Genomic DNA, 20,194 nt, shown 5'->3' on the forward strand with positions numbered 1-20,194 from the left:
CCACCGCCCGCACCAAAGCGACGCGGCCGACCACCAAAAAAGGAGAAACTGATCGCAACAACCGGCTGATCACCGAGACCAGAAAGTGGGGAATTTTACTTCGCCACTTTTGGGGATTTTTGAAACGGCATTTACAGTTTGCACCGCAGCCTGTGCCGGAGGGGTATTTCGACCATTTTGGCCCCAGCTTGACCCTGCGCCGCTCCGCCATGCGCGCCAATGCGCTGCAACGGCGCAACCTGTTGGCGGAAATCACCGCCATGAGCCCGCGCTACCCTAGTTTGACCCTGCCAATCGAATTGGTCCATGGCACCGCTGACGACACTGTCAGCCTGTCTCTGCATGCCGAGCAGATGGTGCGCGACGTTGCCTCGGCGCGGCTGACGGCGCTGGAGGGCATCGGTCATATGCCACATCAGGTGGCCACAGATGCGGTTGCCGCAGCGGTGGACCGGGCGGCATCGCGCGCCGGTTTGACCAAAGATCTGCGTTAAAACGATTCACATTTGGCGGCAAAGCCCCATATAAGGGTTAGAAGACAGAAGGAATTTCCGATGCCCCTGCCCTTTGACGGTGCCATCAGCCATTTTTTCAAGGAAGAGGCCCCCGCCGAGATGCGCTCTGCCATTTTGGCGGCAGACAAGGGCGATATGCTGGATCCCTCCTACCCTTGCCGGGAGCGGTTGTCGCGCAAGATATACGAACGGGATATGGCGGCGCTGCAGATCGAACTGGTCAAAATGCAGGCCTGGGTGCGCGACAGCGGCGCACGCATTGCCATCCTGTTCGAAGGGCGCGACGCCGCAGGCAAAGGCGGCACCATCAAACGATTTCGCGAAAACCTGAACCCGCGGGGGGCCCGTGTGGTGGCCCTGTCCAAACCAACCGAGCAAGAGCGCAGCCAGTGGTATTTCCAGCGTTACATCGCGCATCTGCCCTCTGCGGGTGAGCTGACATTCTTTGACCGCAGCTGGTACAATCGCGGCGTGGTCGAACATGTCTTCGGCTTCTGCTCCGCCCCCGAGCGCGAGCGGTTTTTCAGCCAGGTCAATGGGTTCGAGGCCGCCTTGGTCGAAGACGGCATTCAGCTGTTCAAGATCTGGCTGACGGTGGGCCGCGCGGAACAACTGCGCCGGTTTTTGGCGCGGGAAGATGATCCGCTGAAGCAGTGGAAGCTCAGCAGTATTGATGTCAAAGGTCTGGCGCGCTGGGACAGCTATTCGGCGGCGATTGCTGAAACCCTGCGGCGCAGCGATGCGCCTGTCAGCCCCTGGACCGTGGTGCGCGCCGATGACAAACGCCGGGCGCGGCTGGCTGCGATCCGCCATGTGCTGCGCGCCATCGACTACCCCGACAAAAACGAGGACGCGCTGGCAGCCACAGAACCGGACATCGAGGCTGCGATCTGCGGCGGTGCGGATCTCTGGCATGCCTAAACGGGGCTATCATCACGGCAACCTGCGCCAGGCGCTGGTCGAAGCCGCGCTGCATCTGATCGAGGCCAAAGGTCCGACAGGATTTACCCTGTCCGAAGCGGCCAAAAAGGCGGGTGTGACACCTGCGGCGGTCTATCGCCATTTTGCTGGTCGCGAGGACCTGATCGCTGAAGCCGGGCGGCAGGGATACATCATGTTTGCTGATCTCATGCAGCATGCGTATGACAAATACCAGCCCTCTGCGCTCTCCGCTTTTGAGGCCACAGGCCGGGCCTATCTGGCCTTTGCGCGCAAGCATCCGGGTCATTACATCGCCATGTTCGAAAGTGGCATTTCAGTCAATCGCACACCGGAACTGGCCGAAGCGGCTGCACGGGCGCGCGCCATCCTGGAACGCGCGGCCGCGGATTTGAGCCAGCATATCCCAGCCGAAAAACGCCCACCTGCCTCTATGTTCTCAGCTCATGTCCTGGCGATGAGCCACGGTGTGGTGGAGCTTTATGCGCGCAATTCCCCCGGGGCCACCTCGCCGTTTCCGGCCGAAGATCTGTTGGAAAGCGGGATTGGCATCTATCTGCGGGGATTGGGGCTGATTGAGCCTGATAGCTGAACACCGCTGGCCAGCAATTCTGCGTCAGACTCTGGGGAGAGCGCGCGCATTGAACACCGGGCGTTACCGCTGTTTCCCGTCCGCTCTTATCTTCCTGCCCTTTTCGTGCAAAAGCCCGGTTTTGACGCCTGGCTTTGACACCCGGTGATGACGGCTGGGCCAGTGCGTGATGCTGGCGACAGAACCGTCGTCTGCCATGGCACCGATCGCCAAGCACACACATCCCACCCCACACACATCCCACATGATGCACAACGCCGGGCCCAAAACATCAGGCCCATAACATCAGGCCCATAGCACAGGGCGCACAACGAAAGGCGCATCGGACACTGGTCGCCAAAATGCAAAAAGGGGCCCCGAAAGGCCCCTTTTCGAAATAGAATGCGATAAAGCTTAACGCTTGGAGAACTGGAAGGAACGACGCGCTTTGCGGCGGCCAAATTTCTTCCGTTCCACAACCCGGCTGTCGCGGGTCAGGAAGCCAGCAGCTTTCAGAGCGCCACGCAGGGACGGATCATACAGCTGCAGAGCTTTGGAGATGCCGTGCTTGACCGCGCCAGCCTGACCGGACAGACCACCGCCTTTGACGGTCGCGTAGACGTCAAACTGGTCTTCGACACCAGCAACCTGGAAAGGCTGGCGCAGGATCATCTGCAGCACCGGACGCGCGAAATATGCGTTCATCTCTTTGCCGTTGACGGAGACCTTGCCGGAACCTGGCTTGATCCAAACGCGTGCGATTGCGTCTTTCCGCTTACCGGTCGCATAGGAGCGGCCCAGTTCGTCACGGACGGGTTCGCGTGCGATGGTTTCTTCTACAACGGCTTCCACGCCGGTTGCAGCTGCGAGCTCTTCGAGAGTGTTAATCTGATCAGCCATCGATATCAGCTCCGGGTGTTTTTCTTGTTCATGGACTTAACGTCCAGAACTTCTGGTGCCTGGGCTTCATGCGGGTGCTGAGCACCGGCATAGATCCGCAGGTTGGTCATCTGCTGACGGGACAGGCGGTTGCCTGGCAGCATGCGCTTCACAGCCTGGTAAACAACGCGCTCTGGGTGCGCGCCTTCCAGGATCTGCTGTTTGGTGCGGGATTTGATGCCGCCGGGGTGGCCAGTGTGCCAGTAGAAGTGCTCTTCGCGCTTCTTGCCGGTCATCTGGACCTTGTCAGCGTTGACCACGATGACGTTGTCGCCCATATCCATGTGCGGAGTGAAGGACGCTTTGTGCTTGCCACGCAGACGCATGGCGACGATCGAGGCGAGACGGCCCAGCACCACGCCTTCGGCGTCGATGATGATCCACTTCTTCTCGATGTCTGCCGGTGTAGCAGAGAAGGTTTTCATAGCAGGTCTATCCTGTTTGTCGTGACGGCCCGCATGAATCTGCGCACCTGAATTCGATGGGCCGGTTCTATGGGGTCTTTGACAGGCAGTCAACACAGCGGAACCGTTTTTAATCATGTAAAAACAGCATCTTATAAAATAGGTATTATTTTACCCCAAGGGCAATCCACAATATCACAGCCTGTGTCGGCAATTCCAGATCACACCAGGGTCCGATGTGGATCGCCCCGCTGGACGCGCTGGTGGCAAAAGGCACAGGTCAGTGGTCCTTTGTGGGTATCGTGGGATCCGCAAAGAACAAACCGATCTTATTGCCCTGTGGGTCGCGCAGATAAGCCACGTAGAAATTCGGGCTGTAGGCGGCGCGAAACCCCGGCTGACCTTCGTCGGTGCCACCGGCACGCAGCCCAGCCGTATGCAGCTCCTGCACCTGTTGCCGACTGCTGGTTTCAAACGACACCATCGCGCCATTCCCCGCGGTTGCGGGCTGCCCGTCAAAGGGCGGTTTGACATAGAAATCCGGAAACGCAGTGGTCTGACCGGGTCGCAGCGGCAAGGAATAACTCAGCCCCTCGGGCCCTTCGCTCAGATCATAGCCAAGGGCGGGCAAGAAGGCCTGATAAAACCGCTTCGCCCGGACCAGATCGTCCACCCCGACGCTGACATATGCAATCATCACAGCTCCTCCTTTTCATATGAGTTCGCAGAATGGCACCGGCCGCCATGCCGCGGTTTTCACAGTATTATATCCGACCGGACTGGATCTACCCTATTCAGATCGCACCACACAGGCTAAAAGCGCGGCCGATCAGAACGATTCAATTTATAGGACCCCCAATATGATCAAACGTATTGCTCTGGCTTGCGCGCTGCCGCTGGCGCTAAGCGGATGACTGGACGCTGCCAAAATTACGACACCGCCCGTGTCCGTTGCCCTGAAAGACCCCAACATCAACAGCCAGCGCGTAAAGGGGTACAAAGAACTGGCATTCCGCACCCATGTCGTGCTGGACAAAGAAAAGCTGGCAACAACCGGCGGCCAACCCAGCAGCGACAATTTACGCGAAGTTGTCGGGGCGCGATGCACCGTCGAGAGTGCTGAATTCAAAGCCGCCTTTACAACCCCAGCCACCGTAAATGTGCCGGTGTTCAAAGGGCGCCCAACAAAGGCATATGTGCAGTGTAACGGTGGCGCGCAGTCCGGCACCACGATCATGACCCCCGCACTAAACGGAACGGTCATTGGAGGAAACTCCGCAGCGGGCTTGCTGACAGCAGCGATCACCGCAGGCATCGCAGCCGGGCGAGATTCCTGGTCTTTTGGCAACAACCACCCGTTCGGGGTTTCGACACGGATTGAATAATCCGCCCTGCGGGACGGGCTCTCCCTGTCCCGCAGCACAGCTGTTTCAGGGCCAATCTTGGCAGCGAAACGCCCTTCATCCGTGACATGTAGCCGATATCAGACGCTGATCTGCTCGGGCGGCGTGTCCAGAAGGGCGCGCAGGCGGAGCATGGCGTCTTCGAAACGCTCGATCGACACATGGCCGTTTATGGCGATGCGCACGGCGTTGGGGGCGCGGCCATCGCGCAGAGCGAATTCATCGGCAGACCGGATCTGCACGCCCTGGGCCTCTGCTGCGCGGGTGAAGGCTGCAGCGCGCCACCCCGAAGGCAGTTTCAGCCATAGAAAAGGTACGCTGTCGTTCCACACCAGTTCGAAACTGCCAAGGGCATTGACGGCCACCCGCACGTATTTCGCCATTTCATTGCGCACCTTGTCGACCAGCGCCGGGGTGCGCGGATCGGCCAGCAAAATACGCGTCAATTCCGCCAGCGGCTGGGCAATGCCGAAATAACTGTATTCCGCAGTGCGCCGCAGGTCTGCACCACGCCCCTTGGGTGCCAGGGCAAAGCCGACCCGCAGCGCGGGGGTGAGGGTTTTGGAGAACGATGTGACATGCCACGCCAATTCGGGCGCAAGCAGGCGATAGCCAGGCGCGCGCGGCCGCCCCATGCGGTAGCAATCGTCCTCGATGATCTGCACATCGTGACGGCGGGCAATCTCCACCAGTGCCTGGCGCCGTTCCAGCGGGGTGAAGAGCCCGGTGGGGTTGTGGACCTCGGGACTGGTGCAGAGCACCGCTGCGCCTGTTTTGCGGATCGCCAGCTCAAAGGAGTCCGGCAGGATGCCCTGATCGTCCATGGCCACACCGACCACTTTGGCGCGGGTCAGCTCTGCCGCGCGGCGAAAGCCGGCGTAGGACAGATCCTCGACCAGAATGGTGGGCGGCACGTCTTTCAACACTGTTTGAAACACGGTCAGAATGCCGTTTTGGCCGCCGTGGGTCAGCACCACATCATCCGGATGCACCTTGCCCAGCAAATCATCTGACAGCCAATTGGCCACCACATCCCGCACCGGTTCATAGGCGTCGCGCGTGGGATAGCTCAGAAATTGCAGCGGATCAGCCTCGGTCACCCGGCGCATCGCATCGCGGAGCGCGCTGACCTGCCCCACATCGGCCAGACGTGGGCTGAACAGGCTGACATGGCCGGGATCGCGGGCCTCCAGCAGGTGCAACTGCCGTGACCACACATCATCCGGCACATTGGTCTGTGGCTCTGCCACGAAGGTGCCGCGCCCGACCTCCGCCTGCAACAGGCCCGCATCGGTCAGGATCGTATAGGCCCGCGCCACCGTGCCGGGGGTGATGTTCAGCTGATAGGCCAGTTCGCGCACGGGGGGCAGCTTTGTACCAATACAAAGAGCACCCTCCTCGATCGCCTGCCGGATTGTATCGGCCACACGCCGGTACTTCGGCCCCACCTTTGAGGACAGGTCCGGTTTGAACTCATTTGACCAAATTGTACCCATTACAATCCTTATTTGGACAGATCATCTGACACATTGTACGCCTTACATACTATCTTAGCACAGGATTGTATCAATACAATAGGAAAATACCATGACACAGTTCAAACAGACGACATCCCCCGACATGATCTACCTGTCCAGCCGCCCCGCCCTGCCGGTGCTGGCCGAAGTCGCTGTCGCATTTGCTGTGCTGGTCACCAAATGGTCGGTCCGCCGCCGCACCCGACAAACCCTAGCCTCGCTGACACCCGATCAATTGAAAGACATCGGGGTGAGCCGCCAAGAGGCCCATTATCAAGCCACTCTTCCGTTCTGGCGCCCATGATCCCCGGGCAAAGGAACCACTCGACGGCCGGGGTACGCCCCGGCCTTTTTTCTTTTGGTAAAAAAATCCTTGATCGAATCCACGCCAGGCCCTAGTTGGCCTCTCACTTTCGGTACCGATCCCAACCCCGGACTCTTATCCGGGGGGGCGCTAAGGGCCGGCTGGATTGTCATCTACTGGAACGAAGGGGAGTGTCATGACAGACGCCAACCTCTTCCAACTGGGGATCGGTCTGGAGACAGGCGCCCATGAGGAAGATACCGCCCGCGGTTTGACCGCAGCCAATCTTGATTCCGTTCTTGAATCGGATCGCGAAGACCATTTCATCCGCCGCGATGGAAAAGTGTTCGCAGGCACCCATCTGATCATCGAAGTCATCAAATGCACTGGCCTGGATTGCGAAGACCGCATCCAAACCGCCTTTCGCCGGATCGTAGAGGTCTGCGGCGCCACGTTGCTGCACATCCACACCCATAAATTCTCCCCGCAAGGCGTGTCTGGCGTTGCGGTGCTCGCCGAGAGCCATATCTCTGTGCACACTTGGCCAGAGATCGGCTATGGCGCATTTGATGTCTTCATGTGCGGCGATGCGGAACCCTGGAAAGCGGTTGATGTGCTGAAAGAGGCGTTTGAAACGCCAACCGTTGACGTGCGTGAATTGCTGCGCGGCGAAGAGATGATCGCCCGCATGTCCAAGGAGGCGGCCGCATGAGCGACACCAAATCCACCAACTGGATCACCGAGAGCCTGCACCAGCACTATGCCCAACGGCTGCGCGTGGATGAAATGCTCTATGACAGCAACACCGAACATCAGCGCCTCAAAGTGTTCCAGAACGGTCAGTTCGGCCGCATCCTGACGCTGGATGACGTGGTGCAGACCACCGAAGGCGACAACTTTATCTACCACGAAATGCTGACCCATGTGCCGATCCTGGCCCATGGCAACGCAAAACGTGTGTTGATCATCGGTGGCGGCGACGGCGGCATGGCCCGCGAGGCGCTGCGCCACACGTCGGTCGACCATGTCACCATGGTGGAGATCGACGCAGGCGTGGTGGATTTCTCCAAAGAGTATCTGCCGATGCTCAGCGACGGCGCCTTTGATGATCCCCGCCTCAACCTGGTGATCAACGATGGTGCGCTCTTCATGAAAGAGAACACCGACACATTTGACGTGATCATCGTTGATTCCACCGACCCGATTGGCCCGGGCGAAGTGCTGTTCACCGACACCTTCTATGGCCATGCGGCGCGCGCGCTGTCTGAGGATGGTATCATCGTGACGCAAAATGGCGTGCCCTTCATGCAGGGGGATGAGCTGACCGGCACGTTGCGCGCGTTCCAGGCGTTGTTTGCGGATGCCTCCTGCTATCTGGCCTCAGTGCCGACCTATGCGGGCGGGCCAATGGCCTTTGGCTGGGGCAGCCATTCGGATAAGGCCCGCAACGTCGCATTGGACGATCTGCAAGCGCGCTTTGCCGCAGCCGGGATTGAGACCGGATACTACAACCCAGAGGTCCACAAGGCGGCATTCGCCCTGCCCAATTATGTGAGAAAACTGTTCCCGTAAGGAACCGACATCAGGGGGCTTCGGCCCCCTTTTTCTTTGGCTTGATGGTCACTCCTGCCCCTTGGACGGTCCCGGCCCTGACGTTGCGCGCCAATCCCCCTTGGCCTGACTGCCAGTCTTTGCTAGGCGCGACGGGAGCGAAACAAACCTGGCAGACCCACAATGCAGCGCGATCCGATCCTTGTTGTTGACCGTGAGACCGGAGAGACCTTTGAAGAGGTGGTTCTGGGTGAAAAGTGGATCCGCTGGGCCTATCAGAACGCCAGTGCCAAACCAGTGGAAAAGCTGCTGTTCCGCTCTTCGCTGGTCAGCCGGTTGATGGGCACGTGGTTTGACTCCCGCCTGTCGCGGGGCAAGATCAGCGCGGTGGTTGAGCAGCTGTCAATCGACATGAGCGAGGCAACACAACCCACTGATTTATATAACAGTTTCAACGACTTCTTCGCCCGCAACCTGCGCCCCGAGGCCCGACCTTTTGACGCGGATCCGCAGCAGATTGTCAGCCCGGCGGACGGTCGGGTTCTGGTATTTCCAGAACTCAGCGAAGATGTCTTTGTCCCGGTCAAAGGTCACCCGATGTCCATCCGCACCATGCTGCCTAACCTGGCAGAGCGGTTCATCGGTGGGGCCTTGGCGATTGTTCGGCTCTGCCCGGCGGATTACCACCGCTACCATTTTCCCGCCTCGGGCCGCATCACCGCGGCGCAGGACCTGCCCGGCGCGCTGCATTCGGTCAACCCCATCGCATTGGGCGCGGGACCAGATGTGTTTGGCGAAAACAAACGCAGCTGGACCCTGGTCGAAAACGACATGATCGGCGGCTATGCCTTTGTGGAGGTTGGCGCTTTTGGCGTGGGCTCCATCATCAACACCACCACGCAGGGCGCGGTGGAGAAGATGCAGGAAAAGGGCTATTTCAAATTCGGCGGCTCCACGGTCGTCGTGGTGTTTGAACCCGGCAAGATCCAATTTGCCGAGGATCTTTTGAGCAACAGCGCCATGGGCCGCGAAACACTGGTCAAGGTCGGCCAACCCCTGGCAACGGCCTGCGAGGCACCTGCGCGCTAGGGGCTCGACGCTTTCTTGGGCGGGATCGCATAAGTCATGGTCGATCTGGCGACTGGTCTGGGATCCCCCTTCGAATAGATCAGCACGTCCCCCACAGCCAATTGTCGACCTAATTTCAACAATTTACCTTCCGCAATTAAAGGCGTGCCTCCAGCCGGTTTGCGCATGAAATCAAAGGACGCATTGGTGGTGACCGCAAGCGCCTCGCGCCCGACCCGGGACAGGACCAGCGCGTAGACGGCCACATCAGCCAGCGCAAACATCGACGGGCCGGAAATGGTGCCGCCGGGACGCAGGTGGCGATCATCCACCACAAGCCGCATGGTGATGCCGTCTTCATCCAGCCGCTCTATGACAAAATCATTTGCCACCTCGGCAAACACCTCATGCAGGTAGTCCCCCAACCCTGCGGCATCAAACGCCAGACCCATGGTTTTCCTTCCCAATTCATACAGACTTCCTCTAACGTTGGCCGCAATTGCGCGGAGGACACAAGATGGCAATTTTGGAACGTCACGACAGTGCGGGCATCGCGACCCTGCATCTGAATGCACCCGAGCGGCTGAATGCCCTGTCGGATGACATGCTGGCGGCGTTACACAGCGAGATTGAGGCCCTGAAATCCGACCCTGACACCCGCGTGGTGATCCTTGCAGGGCGCGGCAAGGCGTTTTGTGCGGGCCATGACCTGCGCGAGATGACCGCCGGGCGGCAGGCCGAAGATGGCGGCGCGGCCTATTTCGCCGATCTGTTTGCGCGCTGCACCGAGGTTATGCTGGGGCTGCAGCAGATCCCGCAGCCAGTGATCGCCCAGGTGCATGGCATTGCTACAGCGGCGGGATGCCAGCTGGTGGCCTCTTGCGATATGGCTGTGGCCGCAGAAGACACCCGATTTGGCGTGAACGGCGTCAACATCGGACTGTTTTGTTCCACGCCCATGGTCGCGCTCAGCCGCAATATCGGCCGCAAGCAGGCGTTTGAGATGCTGACCACCGGCCAGTTTATCACGGCGCCACGCGCCGAAGAGCTGGGGCTGATCAACCACGCTGTCCCAGCCAACGCGCTGGAATCGCGGACGCGGGAACTGGCAGAAACGGTGGCCAGCAAACTAGGCGCTGCGGTGCGGATCGGCAAACGCGCATTTTACGAACAGCTGGAGCGACCGCTGGCAGAGGCCTACGCACACACCGGATCTGTGATGGTCGAAAACCTGATGCTGCGGGATACCGTCGAAGGCATTGATGCGTTTTTGGAAAAACGCAAACCGGATTGGGCAGATCAGTAATCCCACATCGGTAACGACCTGTTGATCTGAACCTGTTGACCTGGGGCCGTTGATCTGAACCTGCGGCTCAGCCTCGTTCACGTTCTGAGACAGAGGTGTCGCGACTTTTCCCTCAGCCCGGCAGCAAATCCTGCGCCCTGCGACAGCCGCAGGGGTCGGCTGTGCGAGATTTTTCGCGTTTTGTCGAAAACTTGCAAAGAATTTTAATCTTTGTTTACCAATTGGCACGTATTGTTTCCATGTTGAGCCTTTCAATAAAGGCAAGAACATGGCAAAGATTGGGCGGGAATTATGACAAATTGTCTAAAATCCTGTCACAATTAGGGTCGCTGATGCGGACCGTCCCTCCAGCCGGATCTCTCCTCCGGTCGACAGTTCCCCAGCGACCCCAATCGCCCCATCCAACACAGACCCGAAACCTCGCGCCCAAGAGCGCGAGTGCCATCTGACAGTTGTTCTGCGCACGATCTGACTGCGCCCATGCCGACTGCATCCATACCGACTTCACCCAGTGAACAAGCAGGCCGCGCACAACGAACACAATGAAACTGTGCTCCGTCCCCTTTGCGGCACAGTCCCCTTTGCGGCCCTTTCCCCTTTGCGGCCCCGCCCCATTTGCAGTCCCGGCCGGCACGGCCAACAGCCGCTTTTGCAGGAAATCTGACCTACCGCCGCGCCGCCTATGTTGCGCCGGGGCCGTCACTGCCCTATGTGGCGCTGCATGACACAGACTTTGCATATCGTTGGCGGCGGCATGGCCGGTTCGGAGGCTGCCTGGCAGGCGGCTCATATGGGTGTGGATGTGGTGCTGCATGAAATGCGGCCCCAGGTGGAGACCTTTGCGCATCAGACCGGCAATCTTGGGGAGATGGTGTGTTCCAACTCCTTCCGCTCGGATGATGATGAACAAAACGCCGTTGGCTTGCTGCATTGGGAGATGCGCGCGGCCAATGGGCTGATCATGACAACGGCCGATCAGCACCGCCTGCCCGCTGGCGGCGCACTGGCGGTTGACCGCGAGCCCTTTGCCGAAACGGTCACAGCACGGCTGAAGGCGCTGCCGAATGTCACCGTGTCTTACGAAGAAATCACCACTCTGCCGCAGGACGGCCATTGGATTTTTGCCACGGGCCCCCTGACATCGCCTGCGCTGGGACAGGCCATCCAGGCCGAAACCGGGGCGGAGGCCTTGGCGTTTTTTGACGCGATTGCGCCGATCATCTACGCCGACAGCATTGATATGTCTCAGGCCTGGATGCAGTCGCGCTATGACAAGGGCGAAACAGAGGAAGAACGCACCGCCTACCTCAACTGCCCGATGACCAAAGCGCAATATGAAGCATTCATCGATGCGCTGCTGGCGGCAGAGAAGACCGAATTCCACGAAGGCGAAACCGCTGGCTATTTTGATGGCTGCCTGCCGATCGAAGTGATGGCAGAGCGTGGCCGCGAGACCCTGCGCCATGGGCCAATGAAACCGGTTGGGCTGACAACCCCCCATAAACCGGAGGAAAAAGCCTGGGCGGTGGTGCAATTGCGACGCGACAACGCTCTGGGCACGCTGTTCAATATCGTCGGCTTCCAGACCAAGATGAAATATGGCGCCCAGACCGAGGTGCTGCGGATGATCCCGGGGCTGGAAAACGCCAGCTTTGCGCGCCTTGGCGGCATTCACCGCAACACGTTCCTGAACTCGCCGACATTGCTGGATCATGAGATGCGGCTGAAAAGCAAACCGCACATACGGTTTGCCGGGCAGATCACCGGCGTCGAAGGTTATGTGGAAAGCGCGGCCATGGGATTGCTCGCCGGGCGTCTGGCAGCGGCGGAAATTCTGGGCAAAACCCTACCCGTCGTGCCGCAGGACAGCGCCATGGGCGCGCTGATCCACCACATCACCGGCGGCGCAGAGGCCAAGACCTTCCAGCCGATGAATGTGAACTTTGGCCTGTTCCAGCCTGTTGATGGTCTGAAAGGCGGGCGTCGCGGCCGTAAAGACCGGTACAAAGCCTATACCGACCGGGCCAAGGCCGCCTGGACGGACTGGATCGCGAAGTTTCCCTAGACGCCCCCTGCTGCCAGCGCCTAAGCTGGTGGCATGAGCAAAACCTTTCTCGACAAGGCCTATGCCCTTGAAACGCCTGAAGCGACCCTGGATCTCTATAATGACTGGGCCGCATCCTATGACAGCGAAGTCTCCGGCAATGGCTACGCCACACCTGGCCGCATCGCCGCCGCTTGGGAGCGCTTTGCCCGCAGCAAGCAGGATCCCATCCTCGATTTTGGCTGCGGCACTGGCCTGTCTGGTCTGGCGTTGCGACACCATGGGTTTGATGTGGTCGATGGGATGGAACCCTCGCCCGACATGCGCGCCCAGGCCGAGGCCAAAGGCGCCTATCGCACGATCATTCCAATTGAGGTCAGCGATCCCGCCCCGATCCCCAAAGGTCGCTATCACCAGATCAGCGGCTGCGGCGTGCTGGGCACCGGGGCTGCGCCACCTACGGTGTTCGACATGATCCTGCACGCCTTGCCAAAAGATGGGTTGTTTGTGTTTTCCTACAATGATCACACTCTGGCCGATCCTGCCTATACCAGCAAACTGACCGAATGGATCGATGTTGGGGCCGCGCGGTTGCTGTTTCAGGAACACGGTGATCACCTGCCTGGAAAGAGCTTGAAGTCCACTGTCTATGTGATTGAGAAAGCGTGACATTCACCACTCGTTTCGCGCCTTCCCCGACCGGTCCACTGCATCTTGGGCATGCTTACTCTGCGCTGTTGGCTGCGGATATGGCACGTGCGGCGCAGGGCCGTTTTCTATTGCGGATCGAGGATATCGACCGCTCGCGCGCCAGGTTGCAATGGGAACAACAGATTTATGACGACCTTGCCTGGCTGGGTCTCCGCTGGCCTGATCCTGTGATGCGGCAGTCTGATCGGCTGCCGCGGTATCGCAGCGCGCTGGCGCAGCTGACCGCCATGGGCCTGACCTACCCCTGTTGCTGCAATCGCCGCGATATTGAGGCTGCCGCCGGGGCCCCGCAGGAAGGCGTGCCACAATTTGGCCCGGACGGGCGTATCTATCCGGGCAGCTGCCGCAGCCGATCAATGGCTGACGCAGGACCGCAGGATGTGATCCGGTTGAATATGGCAAAAGCCGTCAGGGCCGCCTCCCTGCGCCACTTCGATGAAACCGGGGAGAGCCATGGCGGAACACATCCGCTGTATCCCGATCATCTGATCCAAGCGGTTGGTGACATCATTCTGGTGCGCCGCGGCATGGGCAGCGCCTATCACCTGTCGGTGGTGGTGGATGACGCCGATCAGGACATCACCCATGTGGTGCGCGGTGCCGATCTGTTTGAGGCCACGCAGATCCACGTGCTGTTGCAGGCGCTGCTGGACCTGCCGACGCCTGTTTACCATCACCACGGGCTGATCCGCGACGAACAGGGCAAACGCCTTGCCAAACGCGACGACGCCCGTGCCATTGCCAAATACCGCGAGGATGGCGCGCAGCCGCAAGACATCCGCGCCATGGTCGGCCTAGAACAGGCCCCTGTGTAGATCCCTGTGTAGGCCGCAAAAGGCTGCGTTTCCGCGCGCTTTACGGCAACGCTGGCTCAGACCATCGGCTCCATCAGCTCGACCTCTTCGCCATCGCGGATCGCCGTGTAAAAACAGCTGCGGCGATTGGTGTGGCAGGCCGGGCCAGTCTGGCGCACCACGGCCAAAAGCGCATCGCGGTCACAATCGACCCGCAAATCCACCAAAGCCTGTACGTGACCCGAGCTTTCGCCTTTGACCCAAAAGGATTGGCGCGAGCGCGACCAATATGTGACCTTGCCGGTTTCCAGCGTTTTCTGCACCGCTGCGGCATTCATCCAGGCCATCATCAACACTTCACCAGTGTCTTCGTCCTGCGCAATGCAGGGCACCAGCCCGGCCGCATCAAATTTCAGGCTATGAGGATCAAACGACATGGGAAAAACCTTTTGCATCTGCGAACTCCGCCCCTATGTATGAGGAACGGCCAGCAAGGGAAAGACCAAGGACGCAGCATGTCGGGTGAAACGGATCTGATCAAACTCTATTCCGCGCGCATTCTCGCATTGGCCGCGGATATTCCCCATCTGGACCGGCTGGAGGCGCCATCGATCACGGTGAAGAAGCGCTCTCCGCTCTGCGGTTCAACCGTGACTGTTGATCTGAACATCGAGGCTGGTGTGATCACCGGCTATGGCCAGGATGTGAAGGCCTGCGCTCTGGGTCAGGCAGCAGCGGCTGTGGTGGGTGAGGTGATCATCGGCTGCACGCTGGAGCAGGTCGAGATTGGCCGCCAGCAGTTGAAAGCCATGCTGACCGAAGAAGCACCCGTGCCCGATGCGCCATTCGACGGGTTTGAGGTTCTGATCCCGGCCCGCGATTTCAAGAACCGCCATGCCTCGATCATGTTGGCGATGGATGCCACGCTGGAAGGGCTGCGCGAGCATCAAAGCCAGACCTGCGCGTAAACGTACCCTGACATTTTTCCGTCTTGCTTCAGGCCCCATGCTGCGGCGCGTGATGTTTGCCCGTTGGGGTTCATCTGATGCATTGGGCCAGCCATGGGTTCAACGGGGTTGGGATCTTTGGCCCCTGCCCTGCGCGTTCCGGTTTTCAACTGTTTCCGCCAGATGTGGCCAAAATGAAAAAACCGCCGCCAACACGATGGTCAGCGGCGGCAGGCAAGCGCTCTTATGCGGGACCCGATGGGCACCATTGCGGCCTGAGGCAGGCCAACCGTCACTGACAGGCGATCAGATCCGGTGAGTTGGGACATGTAGTGGTGCCAATCGGCATAAAGAGTGCAATCAGGAAATCTGTAACATCTGTCGCCGCCTCAGCAGAGGGGCGGCGAGAATATGGCGAGGGGACGATCTGACGAGGATACCGCAGATCAAAACCGCGAGCGGGCGATCAGAACAGCCCAGGCAGGTGCAACCCTGCAAACAGCATCACGCCCAAGGCTGCAACACCGATTGCGTCCTGCAGCAAAGTCGAATTGGCATTCTGAACAGTTGTCTTGATCTGGGTCATCATGGCGGTGGCCTCCTGTCTATCGTGCTGTCGCTCTCCGGCGTTTGTGTTGCTCCTTTGTTCTCATGATTCCGTGATCAAGTAAAGAACTTTATGAGAACATTTTGCGAACAGGTGAGAACATGAGAACAACCAAGGCCTGCGCCCAGGGATCAAAGGCGATCACAGCAGCGCAACAGCCGCGTTCATCGCGCGGCAAAACAGCGGGTCAACCCACGGAAATCAAACGGATCGCCTGGTCCTGCTTCATCAGCCACAACAGCACCCGAGCGGCCTGCCCACGTGGGCTGGACAGATCAGGATCGGTGGTCAACAAGGCGCGCGCATCACTTTGTGCAATCGCCATCAGACCTGCTTGGCGTTCGAGATCGGCAATGCGAAACCGCGGCAAGCCGGATTGCGCGGTGCCGATCACATCCCCCGCGCCGCGCATCTCCAGATCGGTTTCGGCAATCCGAAAGCCATCTTCGGTCTCGCGCAAAATTTCCAGCCGTTTCTGTCCGCCTTTGCTCAGCGGCGATTGGTAGAGCAGCAAACAGGTCGACGCCGCGCTGCCACGGCCAACACGCCCGCGCAGCTGGTGCAATTGCGCCAGACCAAAAATCTCCGCCCGCTCAATCACCATGATCGAAGCATTGGGCACGTTGACGCCCACTTCGATCACCGTTGTGGCCACCAGCACTTTGGTCTGGCCTGCCTGAAACGCCGCCATGGCGGCATCTTTTTCGCTTGGGGGCATCTGGCCGTGCACCAGCCCCACCACATCGTCGCCCAAGGTGGCGCGCAGCCGTTTGAACCGCTCTTCTGCAGCGGTCAGATCCATGACCTCGGATTCTTCGACCAACGGGCAAACCCAATAGCATTGGCGGCCCTCGTCAATCGCACGACGGAGATGGCTGACCACCTCGTCCATCCGTTCTGTGCTGATCACCGCGGTCTTTACCGGTTGGCGGCCCGGCGGTTTTTCATCCAGGATCGAGACATCCATGTCGCCATATTGCGTCAGCGCCAAAGAGCGCGGGATGGGCGTGGCCGTCATCACCAGCACATCGGCACCCTTGCCCTTCTCTGCAAGCTCCATGCGTTGGCGCACGCCAAAGCGGTGCTGTTCATCGACGATGGCCAGACGCAGATCCGAAAACTCCACATCCGCCTGGAACACCGCATGGGTGCCCACCAGAATATGAATATCGCCCCGGGCAAGCGCGGCGCATTTTGCCTTGCGCTCGCGCCCCTTGTCCCGACCGGTCAGAATTTCCAGCACCACACCTGCGGTTTCGGCCAAAGGTTGCAGCGCCTCCAGGTGCTGGTGGGCCAGGATTTCCGTGGGCGCCATCATCACGCCCTGCCCGCCTGCTTCGACCGCGATCAACAAGGCCATAAAAGCGACCAGCGTTTTGCCTGCCCCCACATCGCCCTGCAGCAGACGGTTCATCCGCAGCGGCCGGGCCATATCTGCGCTGATTTCTTCGATGGCGCGGCCCTGCGCACCCGTGGGCCGATAGGGCAAAGCCGCCAGCACCCGCGATTGCAACGCCCCGGTCGCCGTGGACACCCGCCCGGGCAGCGCCCGATCCTGCTGGCGCGCCAAAGCCAGGGTCAGCTGATGGGCAAACAACTCGTCATAGGCCAGCCGCTGACGATGCGGGGCCTCCGCCATCATATCATCAAGCCCCTGCGGCTGATGCGCGGCCATCAGCGCGTCCTGCCAACTGGGCCAGCTGTCTTTGGCCACCTGCGAGGGATCAATCCATTCCGGCAAGTGTGGCAACCGGTCCAACGCGCTCCGCGCCGCTTTGAACATGGTTTTCTGCGACACACCGTGGGTCAGATGGTATACGGGCTCGAAATCCGGAATATCATCGGCATCTGCAAGCGCCACCATGTAATCAGGGTGCACCATCTGCGCCAGACCATCAAACAGCTCCAACTTGCCGGAGACAACACGGCGCGATCCCTCGGGCAGCTGCGCCTCCAGATAGCGGCTGCGCCCGTGGAAAAACACCAGCTGAAACGCCGTCTCCGCATCCTCCACGTTGATGCGATAGGCGCCGCCTTTGTTGCGCGCGGGTTTGTGGCTGCCAACCGTCACTTCGACCGTGGCCACAACCGGAAAATTCAGGCCCTGGATGGTGCTGCGACGCCTGCGGTCCACCACTGAATAAGGTAATGAATACAACAGGTCGCGGGGCGACTCTATGGCGAGCTGAGCGAAGTGCTGCGCCGTCTTGGGCCCCACGCCTTGCAGGGTGTCAATGCCCGCAAACAGCGGGAACAGAACTTCTGGTCTGCCGCTCATGCGCCCTCGATCATGGCCAGCCAACCATCCTCGTCCACGATCTGAATGCCGAGATCGCGCGCCTTTTGTTCCTTTGATCCTGCACCCGGACCCGCCACCAGAATATCGGTTTTCTTCGACACGGATCCTGCGACTTTGGCCCCCAGCGATTCCGCTCGGGCCTTGGCCTCTGCGCGGGTCAATTTCTCCAGCGTGCCAGTAAAGACCACGGTTTTGCCCGCAACGGGGCTGCTCTGTGTCGGCACCTCGGGCGGCAGAGTGGTGAGATGGGCCCGCAGCGCATCAATGGCGCCACGTTCATCCGGGTTGGCAAAAGCATCCGACAAGGACAGGCCCAGTGTCGCGCCAATGCCGTCGATTCCGGTCAAATCCTCCCAGGCTGATCGCGCCTGATCGTCAACCGCATAGGTGGCAATCGCCTTGTCCCGCACTTCTTTGATACGTGCGCGACGCCCGGCCTGCGCGGCGGCAATGCGCTCGGCGTCTTCGGCCTCGTCCGCAGCGCGATGGGCCAGCGCGGCGGGGCGCGCGGCATCAACCGCGCGGGCTATCACGTCCCAATCGAGATAGTGCAGCGCCAGATCACGGGCTCCAACTTCGCCGACATGGCGGATGCCAAGCCCGAAAATCAGTCGTGCGAGCGGGATAGTGCGTTTGGCGTCAATCGCCGCGAAGAGATTATTGGCCGACGTATCCCCCCAGCCTTCACGGTTTTTCAGGCGTGCCAAAGTCGCACCATCGCGCGTCTGCAGGGTAAAGATATCAGCCGGCGTTTTGATGGGCAGCGTCGGATCGTTGTAGAACATTTCGATCTGTTTGGCGCCGAGACCATCAATGTCAAAGGCCTTGCGCGAGACAAAATGTTTCAGCTTTTCAACAGCCTGTGCCGGGCAAATCAACCCGCCAGTGCACCGGCGCACGGCGTCGCCCTCTTCGCGGACCGCCAGGCTGTCGCATTCCGGACAGTGGGTGGGAAAAGTGTAGAGCGTGCTGTCGTCTGGCCGTTTGGACAGATCGACATCGGCGATTTTTGGGATCACATCCCCAGCGCGGTAAACCTGCACCCAATCCCCGATGCGGATGTCTTTGCCGCCGCGGATCTCCTCGCCTTTGGAGTCCAGACCGACGATGTAGTCTTCGTTGTGCAGCGTGGCATTGGACACAACAACGCCACCCACAGTCACCGGGTGCAACCGCGCAACCGGGCTCAGCGCGCCGGTGCGGCCCACCTGGATGTCGATGCCCTCCAGCCGGGTCCAGGCCAGCTCCGCGGGAAATTTATGCGCAATGGCCCAGCGTGGCGTGGTGGAGCGGAAGCCAAGCCGCGCCTGCAGATCCAAGCTGTCCACTTTGTAGACAACGCCGTCGATATCGTAACCCAGCGTGGCGCGCTGCTCTTCGATCTTGCGGTAATGCGCGATCAGCTCAGGCAGTGTTTCGCAATGCTGTGTCAGCGGGTTGGTCTGAAAACCCATGTCGCGCAGTCTTTGCAGTGCTGCAAATTGCGTCGACGCCAGGGCCTCGCTCAGTTCACCCCAGCTGTAGGCGAAAAAGCGCAAAGGCCGCGCGCGGGTGATTTCGGGATCCAACTGCCGCAAGGACCCCGCCGCCGCATTGCGCGGATTGGCAAATGTCTTGCCCCCTTGCGCGGCGTGACGCTGGTTGAGCGCCTCGAAATCGCTGTGGCTCATATAGACTTCGCCGCGCACCTCCAGCACCGCCGGGGCGTTGGCAATTTCCTGCGGGATGTCAGCAATCGTGCGGGCGTTTGCGGTGACATTCTCCCCGGTTTCGCCGTCACCACGGGTGGCGGCATGTTTCAGGATGCCGTTTTCGTAGCGCAGCGATAGCGACAGGCCATCAATTTTCGGCTCGGCGGTGTAGGCCAGCGGCGCAGTGGCACCAAGCCCCAGATATTTGCGCAGCCCTTTGTCAAAATCGACCACATCGCCGTCGTCAAACGCATTGCCCAGCGACATCATCCGGATGGCATGGGTGATCTTGCCAAATCCCGCCGCAGCGGGCGCGCCCACGCTGTTTAGCTGCGTTGCCTCGGCGGCCAGCGGCGCAAAATTGTCCGCAAGCGCCCGATACTGACGCTTCTTTGCGTCATATTCCGCATCGCTGATCTCTGGCGCATCATTTTGGTGATAGGCCAGATCGGCCAGGCGCAGGTCTTCCTGCAGCTGTTCGAACAGGCGGCGCGCGTCGTCGAGGGTCAGGGATGTCGGGTCGAAATCACCAGGCTGGGTCATGGGCGTCGCCTTCTTCTTGTCTTTGACTAGGTGATAGGGCG

At 60.0% G+C, this 20,194-nt stretch carries 21 protein-coding genes and 1 pseudogene; 13 read left to right on the forward strand and 9 right to left on the reverse strand.

Annotated features, from left to right (window positions below; all coding sequences use genetic code 11):
• The 3 genes and pseudogenes from Q0C28_RS04710 to Q0C28_RS04720 form a co-directional block, all read left to right on the forward strand.
• Positions 1 to 494: pseudogene (locus Q0C28_RS04710) on the forward strand (hypothetical protein); the annotation flags it as partial.
• Between the two features lie 60 nt (positions 495 to 554).
• On the forward strand, positions 555 to 1,436 hold the full coding sequence (gene ppk2 / locus Q0C28_RS04715; RefSeq protein ID WP_293573498.1) for a polyphosphate kinase 2: 882 nt from the start codon (positions 555 to 557) through the stop codon (positions 1,434 to 1,436).
• The gene (locus Q0C28_RS04720) at positions 1,429 to 2,046 is read left to right on the forward strand and encodes a TetR/AcrR family transcriptional regulator (RefSeq protein WP_293573499.1); all 618 of its coding nucleotides are present in this window, start codon (positions 1,429 to 1,431) and stop codon (positions 2,044 to 2,046) included. The genes ppk2 and Q0C28_RS04720 overlap by 8 nt, the downstream gene beginning before the upstream one ends.
• Before the next feature lie 393 nt (positions 2,047 to 2,439).
• Here Q0C28_RS04720 and rpsI read toward each other — a convergent pair whose 3' ends face one another.
• From rpsI to Q0C28_RS04735, 3 genes are all read right to left on the reverse strand, one after another.
• Positions 2,440 to 2,925: a 30S ribosomal protein S9 gene (gene rpsI / locus Q0C28_RS04725; protein ID WP_293573500.1), complete on the reverse strand. Its 486-nt coding sequence runs from the start codon at positions 2,923 to 2,925 to the stop codon at positions 2,440 to 2,442.
• Between the two features lie 5 nt (positions 2,926 to 2,930).
• Entirely contained in the window at positions 2,931 to 3,389 is a 459-nt protein-coding gene (gene rplM / locus Q0C28_RS04730) for a 50S ribosomal protein L13 (protein WP_293573501.1), read from the reverse strand.
• 259 nt (positions 3,390 to 3,648) lie between these two features.
• The gene (locus tag Q0C28_RS04735) at positions 3,649 to 4,065 is read right to left on the reverse strand and encodes a VOC family protein (protein ID WP_293573502.1); all 417 of its coding nucleotides are present in this window, start codon (positions 4,063 to 4,065) and stop codon (positions 3,649 to 3,651) included.
• A gap of 247 nt (positions 4,066 to 4,312) precedes the next feature.
• On the opposite strand from Q0C28_RS04735, the gene Q0C28_RS04740 reads away from it, so the two are divergent.
• A complete protein-coding gene (locus tag Q0C28_RS04740) occupies positions 4,313 to 4,753 on the forward strand; it encodes a hypothetical protein (RefSeq protein WP_293573503.1) in 441 nt (146 codons plus the stop codon).
• A 98-nt stretch (positions 4,754 to 4,851) separates the two neighbouring features.
• Here the strand turns inward: Q0C28_RS04740 and Q0C28_RS04745 are convergent, their stop codons facing one another.
• Positions 4,852 to 6,267: a PLP-dependent aminotransferase family protein gene (locus Q0C28_RS04745; RefSeq protein WP_293573504.1), complete on the reverse strand. Its 1,416-nt coding sequence runs from the start codon at positions 6,265 to 6,267 to the stop codon at positions 4,852 to 4,854.
• A gap of 91 nt (positions 6,268 to 6,358) precedes the next feature.
• Here Q0C28_RS04745 and Q0C28_RS04750 point away from each other — a divergent pair, with 91 nt between their 5' ends.
• From Q0C28_RS04750 to asd, 4 genes are all read left to right on the forward strand, one after another.
• Positions 6,359 to 6,592 (forward strand): DUF1127 domain-containing protein, encoded by a 234-nt coding sequence (locus tag Q0C28_RS04750; RefSeq protein WP_293573505.1) that lies wholly within the window; start codon positions 6,359 to 6,361, stop codon positions 6,590 to 6,592.
• 196 nt (positions 6,593 to 6,788) lie between these two features.
• Complete coding sequence (gene speD, locus Q0C28_RS04755) at positions 6,789 to 7,304, forward strand: adenosylmethionine decarboxylase (RefSeq protein ID WP_293573506.1); 516 nt, start codon at positions 6,789 to 6,791, stop codon at positions 7,302 to 7,304.
• Entirely contained in the window at positions 7,301 to 8,164 is an 864-nt protein-coding gene (gene speE / locus Q0C28_RS04760) for a polyamine aminopropyltransferase (protein WP_293573507.1), read from the forward strand. The genes speD and speE overlap by 4 nt, the downstream gene beginning before the upstream one ends.
• 162 nt (positions 8,165 to 8,326) lie before the next feature.
• Positions 8,327 to 9,232 (forward strand): archaetidylserine decarboxylase, encoded by a 906-nt coding sequence (asd, locus tag Q0C28_RS04765; protein ID WP_293573508.1) that lies wholly within the window; start codon positions 8,327 to 8,329, stop codon positions 9,230 to 9,232.
• On the opposite strand, the gene Q0C28_RS04770 is transcribed toward asd, so the two are convergent.
• Positions 9,229 to 9,663 carry a PaaI family thioesterase gene (locus tag Q0C28_RS04770; RefSeq protein ID WP_293573509.1) on the reverse strand — a complete coding sequence of 145 codons (435 nt, stop codon included), beginning with the start codon at positions 9,661 to 9,663 and terminating at the stop codon, positions 9,229 to 9,231. The genes asd and Q0C28_RS04770 overlap by 4 nt on opposite strands.
• A 65-nt stretch (positions 9,664 to 9,728) precedes the next feature.
• Between Q0C28_RS04770 and Q0C28_RS04775 the strand changes: the two genes are divergently transcribed.
• From Q0C28_RS04775 to gluQRS, 4 genes are all read left to right on the forward strand, one after another.
• Positions 9,729 to 10,517, forward strand: coding sequence for an enoyl-CoA hydratase (locus Q0C28_RS04775; protein ID WP_293573510.1), 789 nt, complete (start codon positions 9,729 to 9,731; stop codon positions 10,515 to 10,517).
• Between the two features lie 721 nt (positions 10,518 to 11,238).
• Positions 11,239 to 12,582 (forward strand): methylenetetrahydrofolate--tRNA-(uracil(54)-C(5))-methyltransferase (FADH(2)-oxidizing) TrmFO, encoded by a 1,344-nt coding sequence (gene trmFO, locus Q0C28_RS04780; RefSeq protein WP_293573511.1) that lies wholly within the window; start codon positions 11,239 to 11,241, stop codon positions 12,580 to 12,582.
• 33 nt (positions 12,583 to 12,615) lie between these two features.
• Positions 12,616 to 13,230: a methyltransferase domain-containing protein gene (locus Q0C28_RS04785; RefSeq protein ID WP_293573512.1), complete on the forward strand. Its 615-nt coding sequence runs from the start codon at positions 12,616 to 12,618 to the stop codon at positions 13,228 to 13,230.
• Positions 13,227 to 14,087 carry a tRNA glutamyl-Q(34) synthetase GluQRS gene (gene gluQRS / locus Q0C28_RS04790; RefSeq protein WP_293573513.1) on the forward strand — a complete coding sequence of 287 codons (861 nt, stop codon included), beginning with the start codon at positions 13,227 to 13,229 and terminating at the stop codon, positions 14,085 to 14,087. Before Q0C28_RS04785 ends, gluQRS begins: the two co-directional genes overlap by 4 nt.
• 56 nt (positions 14,088 to 14,143) lie before the next feature.
• Here the strand turns inward: gluQRS and hisI are convergent, their stop codons facing one another.
• On the reverse strand, positions 14,144 to 14,521 hold the full coding sequence (hisI, locus tag Q0C28_RS04795) for a phosphoribosyl-AMP cyclohydrolase (RefSeq protein ID WP_293573514.1): 378 nt from the start codon (positions 14,519 to 14,521) through the stop codon (positions 14,144 to 14,146).
• 60 nt (positions 14,522 to 14,581) lie between these two features.
• Between hisI and Q0C28_RS04800 the strand changes: the two genes are divergently transcribed.
• Positions 14,582 to 15,034 (forward strand): iron-sulfur cluster assembly scaffold protein, encoded by a 453-nt coding sequence (locus Q0C28_RS04800; RefSeq protein ID WP_293573515.1) that lies wholly within the window; start codon positions 14,582 to 14,584, stop codon positions 15,032 to 15,034.
• Between the two features lie 445 nt (positions 15,035 to 15,479).
• Here the strand turns inward: Q0C28_RS04800 and Q0C28_RS04805 are convergent, their stop codons facing one another.
• The 3 genes from Q0C28_RS04805 to ligA form a co-directional block, all read right to left on the reverse strand.
• Positions 15,480 to 15,602 (reverse strand): hypothetical protein, encoded by a 123-nt coding sequence (locus Q0C28_RS04805; protein ID WP_293573516.1) that lies wholly within the window; start codon positions 15,600 to 15,602, stop codon positions 15,480 to 15,482.
• Between the two features lie 205 nt (positions 15,603 to 15,807).
• Positions 15,808 to 17,898 (reverse strand): ATP-dependent DNA helicase RecG, encoded by a 2,091-nt coding sequence (recG, locus tag Q0C28_RS04810; protein ID WP_293573517.1) that lies wholly within the window; start codon positions 17,896 to 17,898, stop codon positions 15,808 to 15,810.
• Positions 17,895 to 20,153 (reverse strand): NAD-dependent DNA ligase LigA, encoded by a 2,259-nt coding sequence (ligA, locus tag Q0C28_RS04815; RefSeq protein ID WP_293573518.1) that lies wholly within the window; start codon positions 20,151 to 20,153, stop codon positions 17,895 to 17,897. Before ligA ends, recG begins: the two co-directional genes overlap by 4 nt.
• Positions 20,154 to 20,194 lie beyond the last annotated feature (41 nt).

Source organism: Phaeobacter sp. (assembly GCF_022825805.1).
Taxonomy (GTDB): Bacteria; Pseudomonadota; Alphaproteobacteria; order Rhodobacterales; family Rhodobacteraceae; genus Phaeobacter.

Coding starts and splice junctions, on each gene's coding strand:
- ppk2 (WP_293573498.1), top strand. CDS start 555: ATGCCCCTGCCCTTTGACGGTGCCATCAGCCATTTTTTCAAGGAAGAG.
- Q0C28_RS04720 (WP_293573499.1), top strand. CDS start 1,429: ATGCCTAAACGGGGCTATCATCACGGCAACCTGCGCCAGGCGCTGGTC.
- rpsI (WP_293573500.1), bottom strand. CDS start 2,925: ATGGCTGATCAGATTAACACTCTCGAAGAGCTCGCAGCTGCAACCGGC.
- rplM (WP_293573501.1), bottom strand. CDS start 3,389: ATGAAAACCTTCTCTGCTACACCGGCAGACATCGAGAAGAAGTGGATC.
- Q0C28_RS04735 (WP_293573502.1), bottom strand. CDS start 4,065: ATGATTGCATATGTCAGCGTCGGGGTGGACGATCTGGTCCGGGCGAAG.
- Q0C28_RS04745 (WP_293573504.1), bottom strand. CDS start 6,267: ATGGGTACAATTTGGTCAAATGAGTTCAAACCGGACCTGTCCTCAAAG.
- Q0C28_RS04750 (WP_293573505.1), top strand. CDS start 6,359: ATGACACAGTTCAAACAGACGACATCCCCCGACATGATCTACCTGTCC.
- speD (WP_293573506.1), top strand. CDS start 6,789: ATGACAGACGCCAACCTCTTCCAACTGGGGATCGGTCTGGAGACAGGC.
- speE (WP_293573507.1), top strand. CDS start 7,301: ATGAGCGACACCAAATCCACCAACTGGATCACCGAGAGCCTGCACCAG.
- asd (WP_293573508.1), top strand. CDS start 8,327: ATGCAGCGCGATCCGATCCTTGTTGTTGACCGTGAGACCGGAGAGACC.
- Q0C28_RS04770 (WP_293573509.1), bottom strand. CDS start 9,663: ATGGGTCTGGCGTTTGATGCCGCAGGGTTGGGGGACTACCTGCATGAG.
- Q0C28_RS04775 (WP_293573510.1), top strand. CDS start 9,729: ATGGCAATTTTGGAACGTCACGACAGTGCGGGCATCGCGACCCTGCAT.
- trmFO (WP_293573511.1), top strand. CDS start 11,239: ATGACACAGACTTTGCATATCGTTGGCGGCGGCATGGCCGGTTCGGAG.
- Q0C28_RS04785 (WP_293573512.1), top strand. CDS start 12,616: ATGAGCAAAACCTTTCTCGACAAGGCCTATGCCCTTGAAACGCCTGAA.
- hisI (WP_293573514.1), bottom strand. CDS start 14,521: ATGCAAAAGGTTTTTCCCATGTCGTTTGATCCTCATAGCCTGAAATTT.
- Q0C28_RS04800 (WP_293573515.1), top strand. CDS start 14,582: ATGTCGGGTGAAACGGATCTGATCAAACTCTATTCCGCGCGCATTCTC.
- Q0C28_RS04805 (WP_293573516.1), bottom strand. CDS start 15,602: ATGATGACCCAGATCAAGACAACTGTTCAGAATGCCAATTCGACTTTG.
- recG (WP_293573517.1), bottom strand. CDS start 17,898: ATGAGCGGCAGACCAGAAGTTCTGTTCCCGCTGTTTGCGGGCATTGAC.
- ligA (WP_293573518.1), bottom strand. CDS start 20,153: ATGACCCAGCCTGGTGATTTCGACCCGACATCCCTGACCCTCGACGAC.